The sequence below is a fragment of the Phytobacter sp. MRY16-398 genome, from assembly GCF_003925915.1.
Classification (GTDB): Bacteria; Pseudomonadota; Gammaproteobacteria; order Enterobacterales; family Enterobacteriaceae; genus Phytobacter; species Phytobacter diazotrophicus.
On sequence record NZ_AP018756.1, the window covers coordinates 5,420,789 to 5,437,680 of the forward strand.

At 53.2% G+C, this 16,892-nt stretch carries 12 protein-coding genes; 5 read left to right on the forward strand and 7 right to left on the reverse strand.

Going from position 1 to position 16,892, the window contains the following annotated elements:
- Positions 1–280 precede the first annotated feature (280 nt).
- Positions 281–1,237 carry a nickel/cobalt transporter gene (locus MRY16398_RS26510; RefSeq protein ID WP_125125494.1) on the forward strand — a complete coding sequence of 319 codons (957 nt, stop codon included), beginning with the start codon at positions 281–283 and terminating at the stop codon, positions 1,235–1,237.
- A gap of 36 nt (positions 1,238–1,273) precedes the next feature.
- Here MRY16398_RS26510 and proP read toward each other — a convergent pair whose 3' ends face one another.
- A complete protein-coding gene (proP, locus tag MRY16398_RS26515; RefSeq protein WP_039077934.1) occupies positions 1,274–2,776 on the reverse strand; it encodes a glycine betaine/L-proline transporter ProP in 1,503 nt (500 codons plus the stop codon).
- A gap of 684 nt (positions 2,777–3,460) precedes the next feature.
- On the opposite strand from proP, the gene kdgT reads away from it, so the two are divergent.
- Complete coding sequence (kdgT, locus tag MRY16398_RS26520; RefSeq protein WP_039077858.1) at positions 3,461–4,459, forward strand: 2-keto-3-deoxygluconate transporter; 999 nt, start codon at positions 3,461–3,463, stop codon at positions 4,457–4,459.
- Positions 4,460–4,560: 101 nt separating this feature from the next.
- Here kdgT and MRY16398_RS26525 read toward each other — a convergent pair whose 3' ends face one another.
- Both MRY16398_RS26525 and crfC read right to left on the reverse strand, forming a co-directional pair.
- Positions 4,561–5,439 (reverse strand): diguanylate cyclase regulator RdcB family protein, encoded by an 879-nt coding sequence (locus MRY16398_RS26525; protein ID WP_039077859.1) that lies wholly within the window; start codon positions 5,437–5,439, stop codon positions 4,561–4,563.
- 2 nt (positions 5,440–5,441) lie between these two features.
- Positions 5,442–7,787 carry a clamp-binding protein CrfC gene (crfC, locus tag MRY16398_RS26530; protein ID WP_039077860.1) on the reverse strand — a complete coding sequence of 782 codons (2,346 nt, stop codon included), beginning with the start codon at positions 7,785–7,787 and terminating at the stop codon, positions 5,442–5,444.
- Between the two features lie 611 nt (positions 7,788–8,398).
- Here crfC and MRY16398_RS26535 point away from each other — a divergent pair.
- Complete coding sequence (locus tag MRY16398_RS26535; RefSeq protein ID WP_108702180.1) at positions 8,399–8,734, forward strand: zinc ribbon domain-containing protein YjdM; 336 nt, start codon at positions 8,399–8,401, stop codon at positions 8,732–8,734.
- A gap of 23 nt (positions 8,735–8,757) precedes the next feature.
- Here MRY16398_RS26535 and yjdP read toward each other — a convergent pair whose 3' ends face one another.
- The 3 genes from yjdP to MRY16398_RS26550 all read right to left on the reverse strand — a co-directional run bounded on the left by yjdP (position 8,758) and on the right by MRY16398_RS26550 (position 13,331).
- Positions 8,758–9,078 (reverse strand): DDRRRQL repeat protein YjdP, encoded by a 321-nt coding sequence (yjdP, locus tag MRY16398_RS26540; protein ID WP_125125495.1) that lies wholly within the window; start codon positions 9,076–9,078, stop codon positions 8,758–8,760.
- A gap of 91 nt (positions 9,079–9,169) precedes the next feature.
- The gene (locus tag MRY16398_RS26545) at positions 9,170–11,485 is read right to left on the reverse strand and encodes an ATP-binding protein (protein ID WP_125125496.1); all 2,316 of its coding nucleotides are present in this window, start codon (positions 11,483–11,485) and stop codon (positions 9,170–9,172) included.
- A 1-nt stretch (position 11,486) separates the two neighbouring features.
- On the reverse strand, positions 11,487–13,331 hold the full coding sequence (locus tag MRY16398_RS26550) for an ATP-binding protein (RefSeq protein WP_125125497.1): 1,845 nt from the start codon (positions 13,329–13,331) through the stop codon (positions 11,487–11,489).
- A gap of 318 nt (positions 13,332–13,649) precedes the next feature.
- On the opposite strand from MRY16398_RS26550, the gene MRY16398_RS26555 reads away from it, so the two are divergent.
- Positions 13,650–13,895 carry a hypothetical protein gene (locus MRY16398_RS26555; protein WP_071194333.1) on the forward strand — a complete coding sequence of 82 codons (246 nt, stop codon included), beginning with the start codon at positions 13,650–13,652 and terminating at the stop codon, positions 13,893–13,895.
- Positions 13,873–14,202 (forward strand): low molecular weight protein tyrosine phosphatase family protein, encoded by a 330-nt coding sequence (locus MRY16398_RS26560; RefSeq protein WP_039077866.1) that lies wholly within the window; start codon positions 13,873–13,875, stop codon positions 14,200–14,202. Before MRY16398_RS26555 ends, MRY16398_RS26560 begins: the two co-directional genes overlap by 23 nt.
- A 30-nt stretch (positions 14,203–14,232) precedes the next feature.
- Here MRY16398_RS26560 and MRY16398_RS26565 read toward each other — a convergent pair whose 3' ends face one another.
- Positions 14,233–16,797, reverse strand: a complete 2,565-nt coding sequence (locus MRY16398_RS26565; protein WP_071194334.1) for an ATP-binding protein — start codon at positions 16,795–16,797, stop codon at positions 14,233–14,235.
- Positions 16,798–16,892 lie beyond the last annotated feature (95 nt).

The window sequence follows — 16,892 nt, forward strand, 5'->3', positions numbered from 1 at the left end:
CCCCTACGGGGCCAGCGCGTCCAGAGCCATATATTCCCTTCACCCTGGCGGGTGCGTTTTCGCGCATTTTTTTTAAAATGTAACCCTGATAAGGCGCTTGCGCCGTATCCGGGAATCCAGGGTGCGCTGCGCTTACCGAGCGCCCCCTCACTCAATGAGCCAGACAGGCTCTTTTCGTCTCGCCACTTACGTCTGGTAACGATCATCCCCTCCCCTGGCTGGAGCTCCCCACAAGCAGCACCTATACTGCGGTCATGCTTTAACCATTCCCCCAAAGCTTATGACAACCCAAACGCTTACCCGTCAATGGCGTCTGCCTGGCGCCATCGTAGCAGTGATGTTATTGCTGGCCGCTGCCTTCGCGTTGCATGCGCACTGGAATGCCTTTATCCAGTGGTGCCTGGCAACCCAGATTACGCTGCATCGTTATCTGGTGATGTACCTGCTGCAACTGAATAACCATCAGTATGCCGGTGGACTGTGGCTACTGACCGGTTCGTTCTTTTATGGCGTGTTACATGCGGTTGGGCCGGGTCATGGAAAATTTATCGTCACAACCTATCTCAGCACCAACCAGGAGAGCCAAACCGCCGCCCGCGTCATCCCGTTTCTTGGCAGCCTCATGCAAGGTGTGAGCGCCATTCTTTTTGTCTTCATCCTCGCGGTTGGTTTTAACCTCGCCTCCGGCGATCTCAGTGAGAGTCGCTGGTACGTTGAGAAAATCAGCGCGTTTATGGTGGGTGGGTTTGGCGTCTGGCTCATCGTCAAAGCGATAAAAACCATCAAACCGCAGAAAATGAAAATCACTGCCATGAGGCCTCTGTCTCACCGGCATTCTGACGACTGCGGCTGCGGAAACCACGGTGTGGGAATCAGTACGCAGGGCGACTGGAAAACACGTCTGGGTGTCATACTTGCCATTGGCGCACGCCCCTGCAGCGGCGCAATCATGATTTTGCTCTTTTCTAACGCGCTGGGCATTGTGAGCTGGGGCATCGCAGCCGTAATGACAATGGCATTCGGTACCGCATTGTCGATTATGGGTCTGTCACTGGCAGTGCGTTATGCCCGCAACCGGACGGCTGCCTTTTTTGGTGAGGAGAGCGGCAGCATGCCATGGCTGGTACCGGCACTGAATATCGTCGGCGGCCTGGCGCTGATTTTGTTCGCCGTGGTGTTGTTCTTAACCGTCGTTCCGGTCAGTCCTGGCGGTGATTATATTGCGGCGGGCTGCTGATAAAAAAAGCCCGGTACGTGAACCGGGCTTTGTCTGTTACTCGTTAATCCGTGGGTGCTGGTCGACAAGGCGTGAGCGTTTCGCCTGTAGCTCAGCAATTTCCGCATCGATGTCTTCGATTTTCTGTTCAATATTATCGTGGTGCTCGCGCAGGATCTCTTTTGCCTCCTGGATATCGGAGGCCGCAGGCGTCGCACCTTTTAATGGGCGGTTCGCCGTCTCCTTCATCGTAAGCCCAGTGATCAGACCAATCACCGCAACAACCATCAGATAATAAGCTGGCATCATCAGGTTCTGCGTACTTTCAACCAGCCAGGCGGCCAGTGTCGGGGTCAGACCAGCCACCAGCACCGAAATGTTAAAGGCACTCGCCAGTGCGCTATAACGAATGTGTGTCGGGAACATTGCCGGCAAGGTCGATGCCATCACGCCAATGAAACAGTTGAGAATCACGGCCAGCATCAGCAATCCCGCGAAAATCAGCCCCGTCACGTTGCTGTTGATCAAGATAAATGCCGGAATGGACAGCGCAAACAGCGCCACACTCCCCAAAATAATAAACGGACGGCGGCCAAAACGGTCGCTCAGTAAGCCCATCACAGGCTGAACAAACAGCATACCGACCATAATCGCGATAATAATCAGCACGCCGTGGTCTTCTGAATAGTTCAGGTTATGCGACAGATAGCTCGGCATGTACGTCAACAACATGTAATAGGTGACGTTGGTCGCAATCACCATACCGATACAGATCAGCAAACTACGCCAGTGCTTTGTCGCAATCTCTTTGAAGGAGACTTTCGGGCCGTTTTGCAGCCCTTCGCGATCGCCCTGCTCCAGTTTATCCACGTGCTGCTGGAACGCCGGAGTCTCTTCCAGCGCATGGCGCAAATAGAGACCGATTATCCCCAGTGGCAACGCCAGGAAGAAGGGAATACGCCAGCCCCAACTGAGGAAGTTTTCTTCACCAACGACGGTGGAGATAAGCACAACGACGCCCGCACCGATAACGAAGCCCGCTATCGAACCAAAATCAAGCCAACTGCCCAGAAAACCGCGTCGACGGTCCGGGGAGTATTCCGCTACGAAAATCGATGCGCCGGTGTATTCCCCGCCCACTGAAAACCCCTGTGCCATTTTGCACAGCAAGAGCAGGATAGGCGCCCAAATACCAATAGAGGCATACGAGGGAATAAGCCCAATACAGAATGTACTGACGGACATAATCACAATGGTGATAGCGAGGATTTTCTGCCGCCCATATTTATCGCCAAGCATCCCGAAAAACAAACCACCCAGCGGGCGAATCAGGAACGGAACGGAGAAGGTCGCCAGCGCGGCAATCATTTGCACACTGGGGTTGGCATCAGGAAAAAACACTTTACCCAGTGCGTAAGCTACGAACCCATATACGCCAAAATCAAACCATTCCATCGCGTTACCGAGTGAAGCGGCAGTTATTGCTTTTCGCAACTTACCGTCATCAATGATGGTTACATCGCGCAGCGTAATAGGTTTAACTTTCTTCCTTTTTAACATGATGTCCTCTTTTGACTTTCGCCCTGAACCGCGCATTTGATATGCCATACCGACATTGCGCGTATTAAGCCGTACATGCCGACTTACCTTGTTCAAGCGTAGCAGGTTTACTTACACTGGCTGGTTACAGCCTGTACAACCGAACCTGTTGACGCCTGGCAGAGCGTTGTTTAACCGCCTTTTACCCTAACAGGGTTTAAAAACGTGATCAACTTCACACAAAATATCCCTGTGATAACACCCACAATTCTGGCAATCCCCTCCTCTTTCTGTCGGAACTGCGTTTTACTTAACGAGAAAAAACGTTTTTAACTTATAGAATACTCCCGGTTGCTATTTACACTGATATGCCATACCCCCCGTGATTATTATTCTGCTAGCTGTATCCATTCACCTTTTTACAGAAACTATGTAACGCAAAGTTATTTAATTGTTCACATATAAATCTTTACACGGAATATGTGATGAAGATAACTAAAACAGTGTTTTATTTTCATTGAATCAATATTCCAATGATCGCATCATACGTCCAGACACAAAACAGACAAGGATAGCGACGGTGCTCTCCGGAAAGGAATAACAGCTCCGGACATTGAACAAATTCAAACCAGGAAGGTTTAACTCATTGAATAGCATGTTTTTATTTTCTCGGTCATTGCACATGATGAGATATGAGGATTCATAATGAAAATCAAAGCCACCATTGAACGCATCCCCGGTGGGATGATGTTAATACCTTTGCTGCTTGGGGCAATTTTAAATACGCTGGCACCTAATACAGGCGCTTATTTCGGTTCTTTCACCAAGGGTATGATCACAGGTACGGTACCTATTCTTGCCGTTTGGTTTTTCTGTATCGGCGCGTCAATTGATTTACGCGCCACCGGGACCGTCTTACGCAAATCCGGCACGCTGGTACTGACAAAAATCGCCGTTGCCTGGGTAGTGGCAATGATCGCCGCCACCTTTATCCCGGAAGGCGGTATTCAGACCGGTTTCTTCGCCGGTATCTCCGTATTGGCTATTGTTTCCGCGATGGACATGACCAACGGCGGCCTGTATGCCAGCCTGATGAACCAGTACGGCACCAAAGAAGAATCGGGCGCATTCGTGCTGATGTCACTGGAATCCGGCCCACTGATGACCATGGTCATTCTGGGATCTGCGGGCCTGGCATCCTTCGAACCGCACCATTTTATCGGAGCTGTACTGCCGTTCCTGATTGGCTTTACGCTGGGCAACCTCGACCACGATCTGCGCGCGTTCTTTAGTAAAGCCACACCGGTACTGATCCCGTTCTTCGGCTTCGCGCTGGGTAATACCATCAACCTGAAAGTGATCCTCGATACCGGTCTGCTGGGTATCGTCCTGGGTATCGCGGTTATCATCATCACCGGTATTCCACTGATTATTGCCGATAAAGTCATTGGTGGCGGTAACGGTACGGCAGGTGTCGCCGCCTCATCGGCAGCCGGGGCTGCGGTAGCAAACCCGGTGATCATTGCGCAAATCAACCCGGCGTTTGAACCGGTAGCCGCCTCCGCAACGGCGCTGGTGGCAGCAAGCGTGATTGTAACGGCGATTCTGGTGCCCATCATCACCGCACTGTACGCCAGACGGTTTGGCGACGTGCCTGAGACGACCAAAACGGCAGACAATCCCGCCGCATCGCTCAATCATTAAAAAAAGCCCCCGACGTGACACGCCGGGGGCTTCTCTTTGCCTGTTTATCGCTATGCCCTGCAATTAGCCATCAATATTGGTTAATTGCAGGACACACCTTTTTACTCACCGAAAATCTCATCCACCATGGCAGTGGCTAAGCGCGATGCCGAACAGAGCCTTGGCATACCTAACGCGACTGTCTGCCAGCTTTGGGTCACCGACCAGCAAATAGGGTGACGATCCGCATCGCACCAGTCACCAAGCCAGCCCAGCAGATCTTTATAATCCATCAGGCCCGGTGTCGCAGGCGTTGTCAGCCACTGGTGATAAAAATGGCGAGTGGCAGGCGCAGCATTAATACCCTGCGCCAGAAAATCAGAGGCCATCGCACGCAGGTTATCTTTCAGCATGGAAGCCACCTCGCTACTCGCCAGGCGGCAGGCGTCGCCAAAAGCGCCCCAGCGTAACTCTTCCAGCGCAACATAGCAGCGCCCCGCCATCGACCAGCCGTTATAATTCCCGGCCCGCCAGCGGGTAAAAATTTGTTCGCTGTGATTTCCCGCCTGTACCGTTAAGCCACGCTGGCCGAGCGCTTTCTCTTTCCAGCTCGCTCGCTGGCTAAAGTGCTCAATTAACTCATCATATTGCTGCTGGTTGCCCGGTGTGTTGGCGGGACGGCGCTGCTCAGCCTGCTGTAATGAGACCAGACGCTGGGTGATACGCGTCAGCGCAAGATGACCGGGGTCGAGCATACTGGCGAGCTTTTCCGCCAGTCCCAGACGTAACGAGTCATTCTCATTTAAGACACCGGACATGGCCCACGGGCGCAGTTGGGTCTGCGCCATCACTTCCTGGGTCAGTCTTTCACGAAACAACTGCTGTTGGGGCACAATCTGACTCTGGCGAGGCGCATCGGCACCCTGCACTAAATCCACAATGAACTTCGGATGAATGCACTCAAGCGTTCGCCCAGGCCCTTCCAGTAGTCGATTTTTCATAATTACTCTGCTGCGAATAGTGTTTGGATATCATCGCGTAAAAGACGTGCATCTTCCTGAATCCAGTTAGCTGTTTTGATGCAGTGTCGCAGGTGCTGCCGCAATGCTAACACTGACGATTCGTTTTGCTGACGAATCGCCAAACTGTCACGCAAACTATCTTGTAGCCCCGCCAGGCTCAGCGAGAACTCAGCAAAGAACGTCGCCATTCCCGCTGTAACAGAAACATCGACCTGCGCAGCCAAAGCTTTACGAATTTGTTCACAAAAATGAGCAACATGCTGGACTAGCTTGGTATGTAATGACGCCACATCAATGACGTAGCGTGTGCGGGTCACCACGTAATCATCCCATCCCCAGCTCGGATTATTTAACCAACGAGAAACCGTTTCCCGTACGCTTCCGCTACGCGGCGCCTGCCCTGCCGGGGTGTCTTCCGGCGCGATCGCGTTGGTAAAAAGCTGGCGGGTATTAAAATTGAGTGCGCTTGCCTGGAATGCGGGGAAGCTGATACGCGCCCGGAAACCCGCGTGGCTGAGCTCTTCTTTAATGCGCATCTCGATCGGGCGCATCGCATCATTGAGAGAGCGGGTCAGGGTATTTTCCAGTTGGTCAAAACGCATCGCCAGTTCGCGGCCGATCTTCTCCTGTGCGGTGACAAAAATCGCTTCGCAGGAGGAGCGCATTTTGCTCAGCACAATCTGCGCCTGCCCTTCATCTTCCAGCACCAGTTGGCCTGGCGAAACTCCCGCCTCAAGACGCAGGTCGGCCTGACTTTCGTTGGCCATTTCCATGATCCTGCCATCACTAAACCAGGCGTTAATGGCTCCAACAATTTCCACTTGCTGGCTATTAATGAAGAGGTCCGCCGCCGCCAGCGCTTCATCCACCTCATGATCAATCTCATCGCTGACGCGCTCCTGACAGCTTTTCAGTAGCGTCATATCTTCTTCAAGGCGGCTGATATTGTGCTCAAGGTTCTCAAACGCAACCGTCAGCCCTTGATAGCGAAAATCAAGGTATTCCCGGGCGCTCTGTGCGTAGTTAAGCAACTTATGCGACGCCGAACGCAGGGCATACAGCGACGCGTTGGCGTGCGCAGCATGCAGCAGCTTGCGAATAGGTTGCTCAAACAGCGAATCTTCCCACAACAGATCGGCGGCGTGATGGATATGTTCAACATCATCCAGGTCAGCCATTCTCCAGCGTCGGCCCAGCGCCGCTTCGGCAAAGTCCTGCACCCAACGCTGCTCTTGCGGGTCGGGTAATTTCCCCTGTTGTTTGATTTCATGTCGGGCGCGGTTTGCCAGATAGCCCCACATCGAGGAGACGGGGAAAATCTGCGTCGGATTAATGTAGCCTTTCATTAATGTTCCGGCGATCAGCGCCCGCACCTGTTCTTCGTCATCGCTGTTACGGTCTTTCTGATCGAATTTATTAACCAGCGCATACAGCGGAACGGAGCGCCCAACGGCGGAAATCGCGTGGCGCACCTCTTCATCAGAGATCGACTTAAGCTGGGTGTAATCCATCACCGCCAGTACCGCAGACGCTCGCGCCAGTTGTTCATTGAGCATCTTGTGCAGATGCGGCTGTCCCGCTTCGTTTGGCCCAGGGGTATCGAGCAGCGTCAACTGGCCCAAATCATTTTCAAGGCCCGCCAGGTGAACAAACTCAACTTCAATAACCGGGATATTCTCTATGGAGGCGTAAGCGGAGAAAGGAAAATCAACATCCAGCGCTTTCGACAAGCGCACCAGATCGTTAAGGCTCTTTAAACAATGGAAAATGGGCTGCGCGCCCAGATAATGTTTGTCGAACGCATCCCCTTGTGCGATGCGTTCGAGCAGGGCACTCATGTCTTTATCGATTTCGAGTTTTTGCGCCAGCTTTTCACGGTCATAGGTATAAAGCCGCATCTGGAGTTGCTGGGTCAGCGTATCGATTGGCCCAACATGGGCGAAATGCAGTACAGGCTCTTTCTGGCCCGGCGTGTGGCGGATTAATGTCGGCAGCGCCGTCATCGGACGGTTGCGATTAGGCAAAACCTCAGTGCCCACAATCGCGTTGATCGTGGTCGATTTACCCGCTTTCATCGTCCCGACAATCGCTAACACCATCTCCAGGCGGGTGATTTTCCGTAATTCGTTGTGCAGAGTGGCTTGCTGCGTCTCGATGCCGCGAGCACTAAAATGTAATGGCAGTACATTTGCGTTATCTGCTTTGCCGGAAGCCGCCTCATCAAGCGTTGCAATCGGCAGGGCTTTGAGCGCCTGCAGATTCTGCAAGGAGAGCTGTAACAATCTCTCTGCTTCCTGGCTTAATTCGAAAATTGTCTGTGTGTGCATGATAAAAGTCTTTCCTTAACGCAAATTTCTTACTTTTATTAAGCCGTGATGTTTTATTTGTGAAGTTTCGGCTTTTATAATTACGTGTGGAAAATATCTTATAGAAGATAAATGCCTGATGGGAATCAGGAAAAATGCATTTTCTCGGTAGAGACTGACAGAGCACGCCGTCCCGGACATAAAATGGCTGGGAGATAGAGAGCGTAGCTCATTTTCAAGAACGACCAGGATATATCGTCATTTATTTACCCCCCCAATTTGCGAGGTAATTAACTGTCTTCGGTAGAAGACCCTGCTGATATGACAGTATGCTAATTATTAACACCGGTTGCGTCACCTCACCTTATCTGAATTGGCAATGGGTAGCAATTTCCCGTCGAAAATATTCTAAATATCATACATAAGGGTTTACCCCTAATCAGATGGGCCTAGCATCGCTTAAGCTAATGACAGGATATGTCACTTCTATCACCTTTTTTATCTTTTTCTGAAAAAAAGAATAGCAACAGTAATTATACGGACATGCTGTATAATCGCGGACTTTTCTGGCATAAACCGCCTTTTTCGCTGGCCTGTTTCCAGCATCATACGTACTTTTTGAGGATACCCCCATGCAACTGCCAAACTGCCCGAAATGCAATTCCGAATACGCTTATGAAGATAATGGCATGTTCATCTGCCCGGAATGCGCCCATGAATGGAATGACAACGAAGCCGCTGTCGAAAGCGATGAACTGATTGTCAAAGATGCCAACGGCAATTTACTGGCCGATGGCGACAGCGTCACTGTCATTAAAGATCTGAAAGTAAAAGGGAGTTCTTCCATGCTGAAAATCGGCACGAAAGTGAAGAATATCCGTCTGGTCGAAGGCGATCATAACATTGACTGCAAAATCGACGGATTTGGCCCAATGAAGTTGAAATCCGAGTTCGTTAAAAAGAACTGATAACCCTCTTTCGCGCCTGCGGATTAGAACTCGTCTTCCAATCGGCGCTCTTCGTCGTCCAGTTGGCGACGCTCCTGATCGAGCTGGCGCTGCCGGTCATCTAAATGGCGGCGTCGGTCTTCAAGCTGTCTGCGCCGGTCTTCATAGCGTCTGCTCTGCTCGTCACTTCGACGGCGATCGTCATCATACTGCCGATCATCGTCATCACGGCTATCGCCGGGGTGATACGCATCATTAATTGCCCGCTGAATATTGCCGATGGCGTCATCGACAATATCAGCACGGGCAATTTGGCTGGTAAGAGAGAGTGCGCTGATAAACAGCAGGGTTGCGTAACGTTTCATAAAGCCAGTCTCAACAGTGGGCTGGCTTTACGTTAATCAAGCGCTGTTCTCACGAGTAGCGGAGGAATCTCAAACTACGCCGGGTAACAGTTTACAAACCGTAGCGGTCAATAATCTGCCGGTGACGCTGTTCATCCAGCCCGCCTTTAATGGCAACGCCAAGCCAGTGCACCGGATGCGGCCAGTCCCGTGTGAGCGTGAGCAACATACTGTCCACTTCCTGCGGCAGCATCGATAGCGGCGTAGCCAGATTAAAGTACACGCCAGGCAGCGGCTCTTGAGGATTTTCGCGGTCGGTTATTTCATAATCGCCTTCGCTACTCACCCATACTTGCCCACCCAACTCGCGCACTTTATTCTCAAACTGACCAAACAGCTCCTCGCCCGGATAAACGCCATCAACAAACCATGATGGGGCATATTCACCCTCTTCAATGATTTCGACAGCGTCATAAAGACCGATAAAATACTCCCGCTCGGCTTCATCTTCCGGAGGGGTATTGAGTAGTTCGACATCAAATACTACGCTGTCGCCTAAATGCTGCTGCGCTTTCGGCCAGGCTGGCTGGAAGACTCTGGCCGTCGCAGGCCCGGTACGCTGAGCAAGGTAGTAAACGTAGTCGTGCTCTTCCCGGAAACGTAGCCGTACCGCTCCCCAGTTTTCTTCAATGGGGCCATCTTCGCTGTCGAATTTCATCCCCAGCTTCGTTCCGGCCTCGCGCACCAGCGCCCACTCCTGCTGAATACTCGCCGCGGTGATCAGATCCCACAGAACATTGTTTGTCTCTTGTTCTTGTTCCTCAAGCATCGCAATAGCGCGCTGAAGACGAGGGATAGCCCGCTCGCTGGCGCGTAGTTTCATTGCCGCGCGGCTCGCCATTAACAGCGGTGCGATCTTAGTGCTGCCTTCTGGCGTCGCAAGCATTGATTCACTCAGAGATTCCAGCGCCGCCCAATCCCCATTGCCAAAGGCTACCTGCATTTCGAACCAGTACGCGACATGGGGAAGCGTCTCGTGATAGTCCTTAGCGAGGGTTAAAACCTCATCGAACCGCCGCGTACGCAACAGCACGCCCAGCAACTCGAACAGAAGAGGAGATTCAGTGTGTGGATGGCGTGACCGCCAGGTTTGCAGCAGCGCGATGGCTTCATCAGCAGCATGGCACGCCTCCAGGGCGGATGACGCCAGCGCAACCAGTTGTTCATTATCAGGCAACTGCATGGCCGCCAGTTTCAGCCACTCCGCTTCCTGTTCAGGGTCACGCGCCTCATTTTGTTTGCTGCGCTCGTCAAGCCAGTCATACAGCTCATGGGCAGGAACCGGGAGCAGCACCTCTTTTTCCATGCCAGCAATCTCACGTTCAAGATCGGCCAGAACGCTGTCGGCACCCATCTGTTTACGTAAACGTGGCAAACAGGCTTTTGCCTGCCCTAACGCCCGGCGGGCAATCCAGGTCGCATTGCGCGCCAGCGCCAGACGAATATGTACAATTGCGGTATCTATTGCAGCCCGCCAGGCCTGCCGGGCGATACGCTGTTCAAGGATTTGCTGTAATGAGACGCCCGTCTGCCAATTGTTGTAAGAGGCATCGTGGCGGCAAAGCTGGTCAATAATCCTCACCCAGCGGACGACGCCGCGCGTTTGCAGTTGCTTCCAGTGGATAAGGCTGTTGCAGGCGTCATCCAGCCGCCCCATACAGGCATAGGCCTCAGCGCGGATCATCATTCGGGTAAGCCGTATCTGTTCGGCGCTGCCTTCCAGTTCGTCCGGCTCGCAGAGGGGTTCAATCACCGCCAGCGCTTCTTCATAGCGCCCCAAATAGATCAATGCTTCGGCTTCGTTTTCCAGCAGGCCAGTGACATCAGGCTCCCCTGCATCACGCACTTTCTTTATCTGCCCCCGAATGTAATCCAGCGCCTGCTGCTTCTCGCCTTTATCGACCATGGCACAGAATTGCTCGTCCGATAAGCACTGGAAGCAGCTCCATAACGGCGTAATCCGCTCCATCGTTTCCTGACACACGGCAATACGTTCATCCGCCCAGCCCGGACCGTCGATATTGCCGTAGCAATCGCTGAGATCCTGCGTCACGCAAACGGATTGCGGGCAATCAATCGCATCCGGCTGATGGGCACGCTCAAAGAAGGTCACCGCATCTCCCAGCGCTGTCTCGCCTTCGCCCATCCCCAGCCGGTGGCGCATCTCCCAGTGGCCGATAAAGACCTCAAGCCAGGGATTGCCGGCCGTTTTCTTAAATGATCGTGCTTCCGGCAGTAACGCTTCGCTCACATCGGGCTTAACGTCACAAATGGCGTTAATCAATTTATTCAAATGATCGGTAATATAGGGTTGGCCTGCAGCGTGAAGATCCCTTTCATATTGGTTATACCATTGCCATATATCCATTTTATTGCTCCCCTTTATTTGCAAGAAATTGCGTCATTATTATCTGGTTAATATTATCCAGCGCCTGATGAAAATCATTGGGTCCCGAACGTTGTAATTGAAAAGATAAGATGACCTTCATGCTTTTCAATAACTGACAGGCAACATCAGTGTTTTTCCCGTTTTGCCAGGAAGCAGAAAGTGCCTTGATGGCCGGATTATTAAAATTAATATAGAGCTGTTTATCGGCCTGCTCGCTGATCCGTTGAGTAAACTGCCGTGCCAGCATCAGCGCCGCAGTACTCATACGTCGGTCGGCGTCATCCTGTTCCAGCCGCTGTTTTAATTCCACTTCGCGATTCGGTACCACCACAAAGGGGAGCACCGCGGGCTCAAATCGTGAAATAACGCACTCTTCATCATCGGCCAGTTGTTCACGCCACCACTGCTCTTCCTGTTGGCTAATTTCATGGCAGGAGAACAAAGACTGGTTGCCGCCCGTGGTGCCAATTTCAATTAACCGCGCTGAATAGAGCGTGGCCCAACGGCGAAGAAACGGTATAACGGCATAACGATGCCCCAGCGCGACGGGGCGGCCAGAGAGGCGAAATAACATCTCTTCGAAAGAACTCTCTTCTCCCGGCATCACCAGTAGCGTATTTTGCTGGCGCAGACTGCGAACCGGAATCTCGCCTTTCGAGGTCGGAATGAGCAAATCATCTTTGAGCAGATCAAACAGCCTTTCGTCGCAGATCGCTGCACCTAACAGCGCTTCATTATGACGAAGCAGCACACGCCGCCAGATAGCCGGCTGGTTTTTCGCCAGCTCACCCAACCCTTTAATTAACCCTTCGGCTAATGCATGCTGGGTTGCGAAATAGGCGTCATCACGTTGTAAATCTTCCCGATTCGCCGTGGGTGTCAGGACGTTGGACTCCACGACGCCACCAACAAAACCGGCCCACAGCGGCAGCAGGTCATGTGCCTGATCGTCGAGCAGCATGCCACGCAAAAAGAGCGACAAATTACGGTTATCGCTGGTGCCATAAGTCGCGCCATCCTGGATCCAGAGAATGCCGACCACATCGCTTTTGCCAGAAGGGGTGATATCGATGGTGCAAATAGGGGTAAAAGTACGTTCAAAACGGCTGGCGAACTCAATATTCTGCTTCTGCCGAAGCCCCGGATGGAGTACGACCGCCGAGTCGGAGTCACGGCGCCAGGGTGGCGAAAGATGGTTGACCGCCGTCTCCGATTGCCCCACAAACAGCGGTTCACGCATCAACACGCAGTAGCGGCCAAGCAGCGTTTCCAGCAGCGGATTATCCGCCAGGTAGCTGAACTCCTCTTTAAGGTTGAGAGTGACCGTAAAGCCAGGCTCCCTGGGCAGGGCAGATTCGATGCGATACGTCTCGCCGTTATCGGAACGATAAACCCAACCTTCCTGCGGCGTTTTCCAGGACGTGGTATGGACAACAACCTGTTGTGCCAGCACGAAAGAAGATAAGAAACCCAGACCGAACATACCGATGAGGCCGGTATCATCATCCTCCTGGCGCAATTGCCGCGTATAGCCGATGCCGACCGTTGCCAGGAATTCATGGATTTCTTGTTTTGTCAGGCCCGCACCCGAGTCATAAATGGTAATCGTTTTATTCTGCGGGTTGCCGGTAACCCGAATTTCAGGCGTGAAGGAAGAATCAACCTCCTCCAGCCTGCGCCGGACTATCGCATCATGCGCATTCTGTACAAGCTCACGCAACGCAACCATGGGCGTGGAGTAAAGATGTTTACTTAACACCTGCATAAGGCCATGCAGATTTACCGCTGTATCATGCTGCTCAATAGCGACGATCTTATTATCCATAATTTTTTCAGATCTCTGGTTTTTCAATTACATTGCAAACAGGTAAGTATAGGTGCAGCTACAAAAAAATCGCGGCTACATATTATTATTTTCAGCCAGGAAGAATAAGTCGATAAAATCTTAAAGGATATTGATTAATAGAATATGAATTATTTCGGCTGATACTTTTCCCTGTTATGTGACGCAACATATCTGAGTAAAATGACAAGTTCATTAATTGCTGTCGCACGCCATAACGAAATGGAATAGAATTTCGCTGTTTGCTCTCTCCGTATTATCGCGGCTGCTGAACCCGATCAATCGAAGAGAGAAAAAGCAATGGAAACACCCCGTAGCCGGGACTGGCGCCGTGCCCAAAAACGGCGCAATAAATCCCGAGATGTTCACACCGCGCTTTTACGTTTTCGTGGCGAAAAAAACTGGAAGATGCTGTATCTGCGTTCTGAAAAAGTAACGCGGGCCGCACAACTGGGGATTGAGTATCCACGCGTAACCCGTCAACAAAGGACGAGGCGCGGCCTGGAAGAGTATCTGTTTGCCAATGAACGTCCTTTTCATATGTAGTCGTAATCAATGGCGCAGCCCCACGGCGGAACAGGTGTTCCGCCGTTATCCCGGGCTTAACGTCCGTTCTGCCGGGACCAGTCGCAATGCCAAAAAAACGGTCTGTGCCGAAGGGTTGCAGTGGGCAGATGTTATCTGCGTGATGGAGCAGAAACATAAAAACCGCTTAATGGCCGACTATCGTCGTATCATCGACAATAAACCGCTTCACGTTCTCGATATCCCCGATGACTACCGCTACATGGACCCTGCGTTGATCGCGCTGCTCGAAGAGATCGTTCCCCCGGTACTTGGCCTCGCCACATAGTCCCTGTGTTCAGGGGCGCGTCAATGGCCGCTATGCCGCAATCCGTCGCAGCGCCTGTGCCAGTTGCACGCGGGTAAAGGGTTTTCGCAACAGTTCAACATCCGGTAGCGCAGGGTTATGCGCCGGGCGTAAATCCTGGCCGCTAATCAGTAACAGCGGCAAATGCGGGTAGTGCTGACGGGCAAAATTAATCACTTCCGCGCCACTCATCTGCCCCGGCAGCATCAGGTCGCTAATCAGCATGCCGATATCCTCCGATGCCGCCAGCAGCGCCAGCGCCTGTTCACCGCACTCCGCCTCCAGCGTTAAATACCCTAACCCATGTAACTGTTCGCAGAGGGTTTGTCGTACATCCGCTTCATCTTCCAGCACCAGGATTAACTTATCAGTACGGTCCGCTTCCTGTGCGGGCGCCTGCTCGACCGGGCTGACGACCTGTACCGACGCGCGTGGAAGTTGTAAACGTACCGTGGTTCCCTGGCCTGGCGCGCTATCAATAGCCACCCGTCCACCGGACTGGCGCACAAAGCCGTATACCATCGACAGCCCCAGGCCGCTGCCGCTGCCGGTCTGCTTGGTGGTGAAGAACGGCTCGAAGACGCGGGCCTTCACCTCCCCGGACATGCCGCAACCTCTGTCGATCACTTCCAGGACCACCATATCCTGCCTGCGTCCGTCGCTGCGCGTCACACGCTGGTTCCAGGTACGGATCTTGATCGTCCCTTTCTGCCCTTCCATCGCATCCCGCGCGTTCATTACCAGATTGATGATGGCGTTTTCCAGTTGCCCAACGTCAATCCATGCAGGCCAGGCAGGTTGTTGAGCCTCAATCTCCAGCGTCAACGTGGCAGGAAGAGAATGACGCATCAGCTCGCTTAAGTTCTCCAGCAGCGGCTGCATCTCTACTGCATGGGGGTGCAGAGATTGTTTACGCGAGAAGGCCAGCAAACGCTGGGTCAGCATCGCCCCACGCTCAGCCGCTTTTAGCGCGCGGGAGATACGCGGGGCATCCGGCGATTGCGGGTTCACCAGTTCCAGGCTACCGATGATGACCGCCAGTAAGTTATTGAAATCGTGCGCCAGCCCACCGGTAAGCTGACCGACGGCTTTCATTTTCTGGCTGTGCAACAGCGCCTCTTCCAGCCCCTTACGTTCCGTTCTGTCCAGTACGACGTTGACCATTCCGCGCCCCGGCACCGGACTAAATCGCAGCTCAATAGTGCGGTTATCCGCCAGACGAAGCTCCTGCGGTTTTGGCATGGGTCGCGCGAGGTTCTCCTGCACATGGTCCGGCAGCTCACTCACCTGACGCAACAGGCTCTGATAGTGCTGCCCGCGTTGCAGCGCCTCGGCAGAGAGGCCAAGCAGCAACGGATACTGCGGGTTCCACACCACCAGGCAGCCCTGGCTGTCGAACAGCGCAAAGCCGTCACGCATGGCATGGAAGGTGGTCTCCAGTTGGGTGCTTTTCTCTTTGAGCAACTTAGAGGTGTGCTCAAGCGAGGCGGTATTGCGGGCGAAGACGTTAAAGGCGCGCGCCAGTTCGCCCAGTTCATCACGTCGTTGCAGCGCTGGTACAGGAACATCCGGCTCACCGCGCGCCAGACGGGACATCGCACGGGAAATCGCCGTTAAATTCGACCCCAGATTGCGGTAGATATACCAGCCAGCAAACCCGGTAATCACCAGCGCCAGCAGGGCAAAGGCGCTGATAAAGATAATGATCGAGCGCATTTCACTGTGACTTTGCGCGGTCCGTTGCTCAGAAGCCTGCGCCACCTGGGCAACGTACTGATTGATATCGGTATTGAGAATAGCGACCAGCGCTTTGATATGAAACATAAACCAGCTTATCGCCAGATCGCTCTCATCCAGTTGCGCCGCCAGCGGACCGAGTTTTGCCAGCTCATCGTTGAAATCCTGCAAAATGCCATTCACCACCGGGTTGTCGGTGCGCTCTGGCAACTGTGTGCGGATCTCCGTCAGTTGCTGGATCGTCGGGCGTGGCGAGGGGGTACGGATGGCAGCGGCCAGCAGCCTGTCCATTTCGCCGAGTAAACGGGGATCGCCAATGGCAATGCCATCGCGCTGGTTAAACGCCTGCAAATGGCGCAGATAACTTTGGTTCTGATACAGCGAACTGAGTAGCGCATTACGTTCAAGATGGCGGCGCTGACCACGCTCCAGCATCTGCGTCACACTCTGTTCCAGTTCATTGCTGCGCCAGGTAATGCGCTCCACCAGTTGCGGTTCCAGTTGGGCCAGCGGGGCACGGGCGAGTTGTTCCAGCGATTTTTGCAGCGCCATTTGGGTCGCCTTAAGCCGTTCCGCTTCGCTCTTATATTCCAGCGCCCCCACCACCTGCGAAAGGCGCACCGCCGCCGTGGCGACATTTGCCGTGTCACGAGCAAGGTTCATGCTGCCGGTCATGTCATCCAGCGTCTGCTGCTGCACCTGCTCCTGGATTTGGCTGGCATGGCGAAATCCCAATACCGCAACGCCGCAAACCATCAGGGTCACGGCCATCACCAGCAAGTTGAAGAACAGTAACCGCCCGCGCGCGCTGGCGAAAAACGAGTTGTGCCGATAGGGCATAGCGGGCTCCGTTGTCTGTGTTCCCCTCACCCTAACCCTCTCCCCGGAGGGGCGAGGGGACTGTTCGGTGCGGGCTGGGGTGAGGGTGAAGGAAG

What these genes read in the sequence shown, in the direction of transcription:
- MRY16398_RS26535 (WP_108702180.1), top strand. Translation starts at nt 8,399, where the DNA reads ATGCAACTGCCAAACTGCCCGAAATGCAATTCCGAATACGCTTATGAA.
- MRY16398_RS26560 (WP_039077866.1), top strand. Translation starts at nt 13,873, where the DNA reads ATGAACGTCCTTTTCATATGTAGTCGTAATCAATGGCGCAGCCCCACG.
- MRY16398_RS26565 (WP_071194334.1), bottom strand. Translation starts at nt 16,797, where the DNA reads ATGCCCTATCGGCACAACTCGTTTTTCGCCAGCGCGCGCGGGCGGTTA.
- kdgT (WP_039077858.1), top strand. Translation starts at nt 3,461, where the DNA reads ATGAAAATCAAAGCCACCATTGAACGCATCCCCGGTGGGATGATGTTA.
- MRY16398_RS26525 (WP_039077859.1), bottom strand. Translation starts at nt 5,439, where the DNA reads ATGAAAAATCGACTACTGGAAGGGCCTGGGCGAACGCTTGAGTGCATT.
- crfC (WP_039077860.1), bottom strand. Translation starts at nt 7,787, where the DNA reads ATGCACACACAGACAATTTTCGAATTAAGCCAGGAAGCAGAGAGATTG.
- MRY16398_RS26555 (WP_071194333.1), top strand. Translation starts at nt 13,650, where the DNA reads ATGGAAACACCCCGTAGCCGGGACTGGCGCCGTGCCCAAAAACGGCGC.
- MRY16398_RS26550 (WP_125125497.1), bottom strand. Translation starts at nt 13,331, where the DNA reads ATGGATAATAAGATCGTCGCTATTGAGCAGCATGATACAGCGGTAAAT.
- MRY16398_RS26510 (WP_125125494.1), top strand. Translation starts at nt 281, where the DNA reads ATGACAACCCAAACGCTTACCCGTCAATGGCGTCTGCCTGGCGCCATC.
- MRY16398_RS26545 (WP_125125496.1), bottom strand. Translation starts at nt 11,485, where the DNA reads ATGGATATATGGCAATGGTATAACCAATATGAAAGGGATCTTCACGCT.
- proP (WP_039077934.1), bottom strand. Translation starts at nt 2,776, where the DNA reads ATGTTAAAAAGGAAGAAAGTTAAACCTATTACGCTGCGCGATGTAACC.
- yjdP (WP_125125495.1), bottom strand. Translation starts at nt 9,078, where the DNA reads ATGAAACGTTACGCAACCCTGCTGTTTATCAGCGCACTCTCTCTTACC.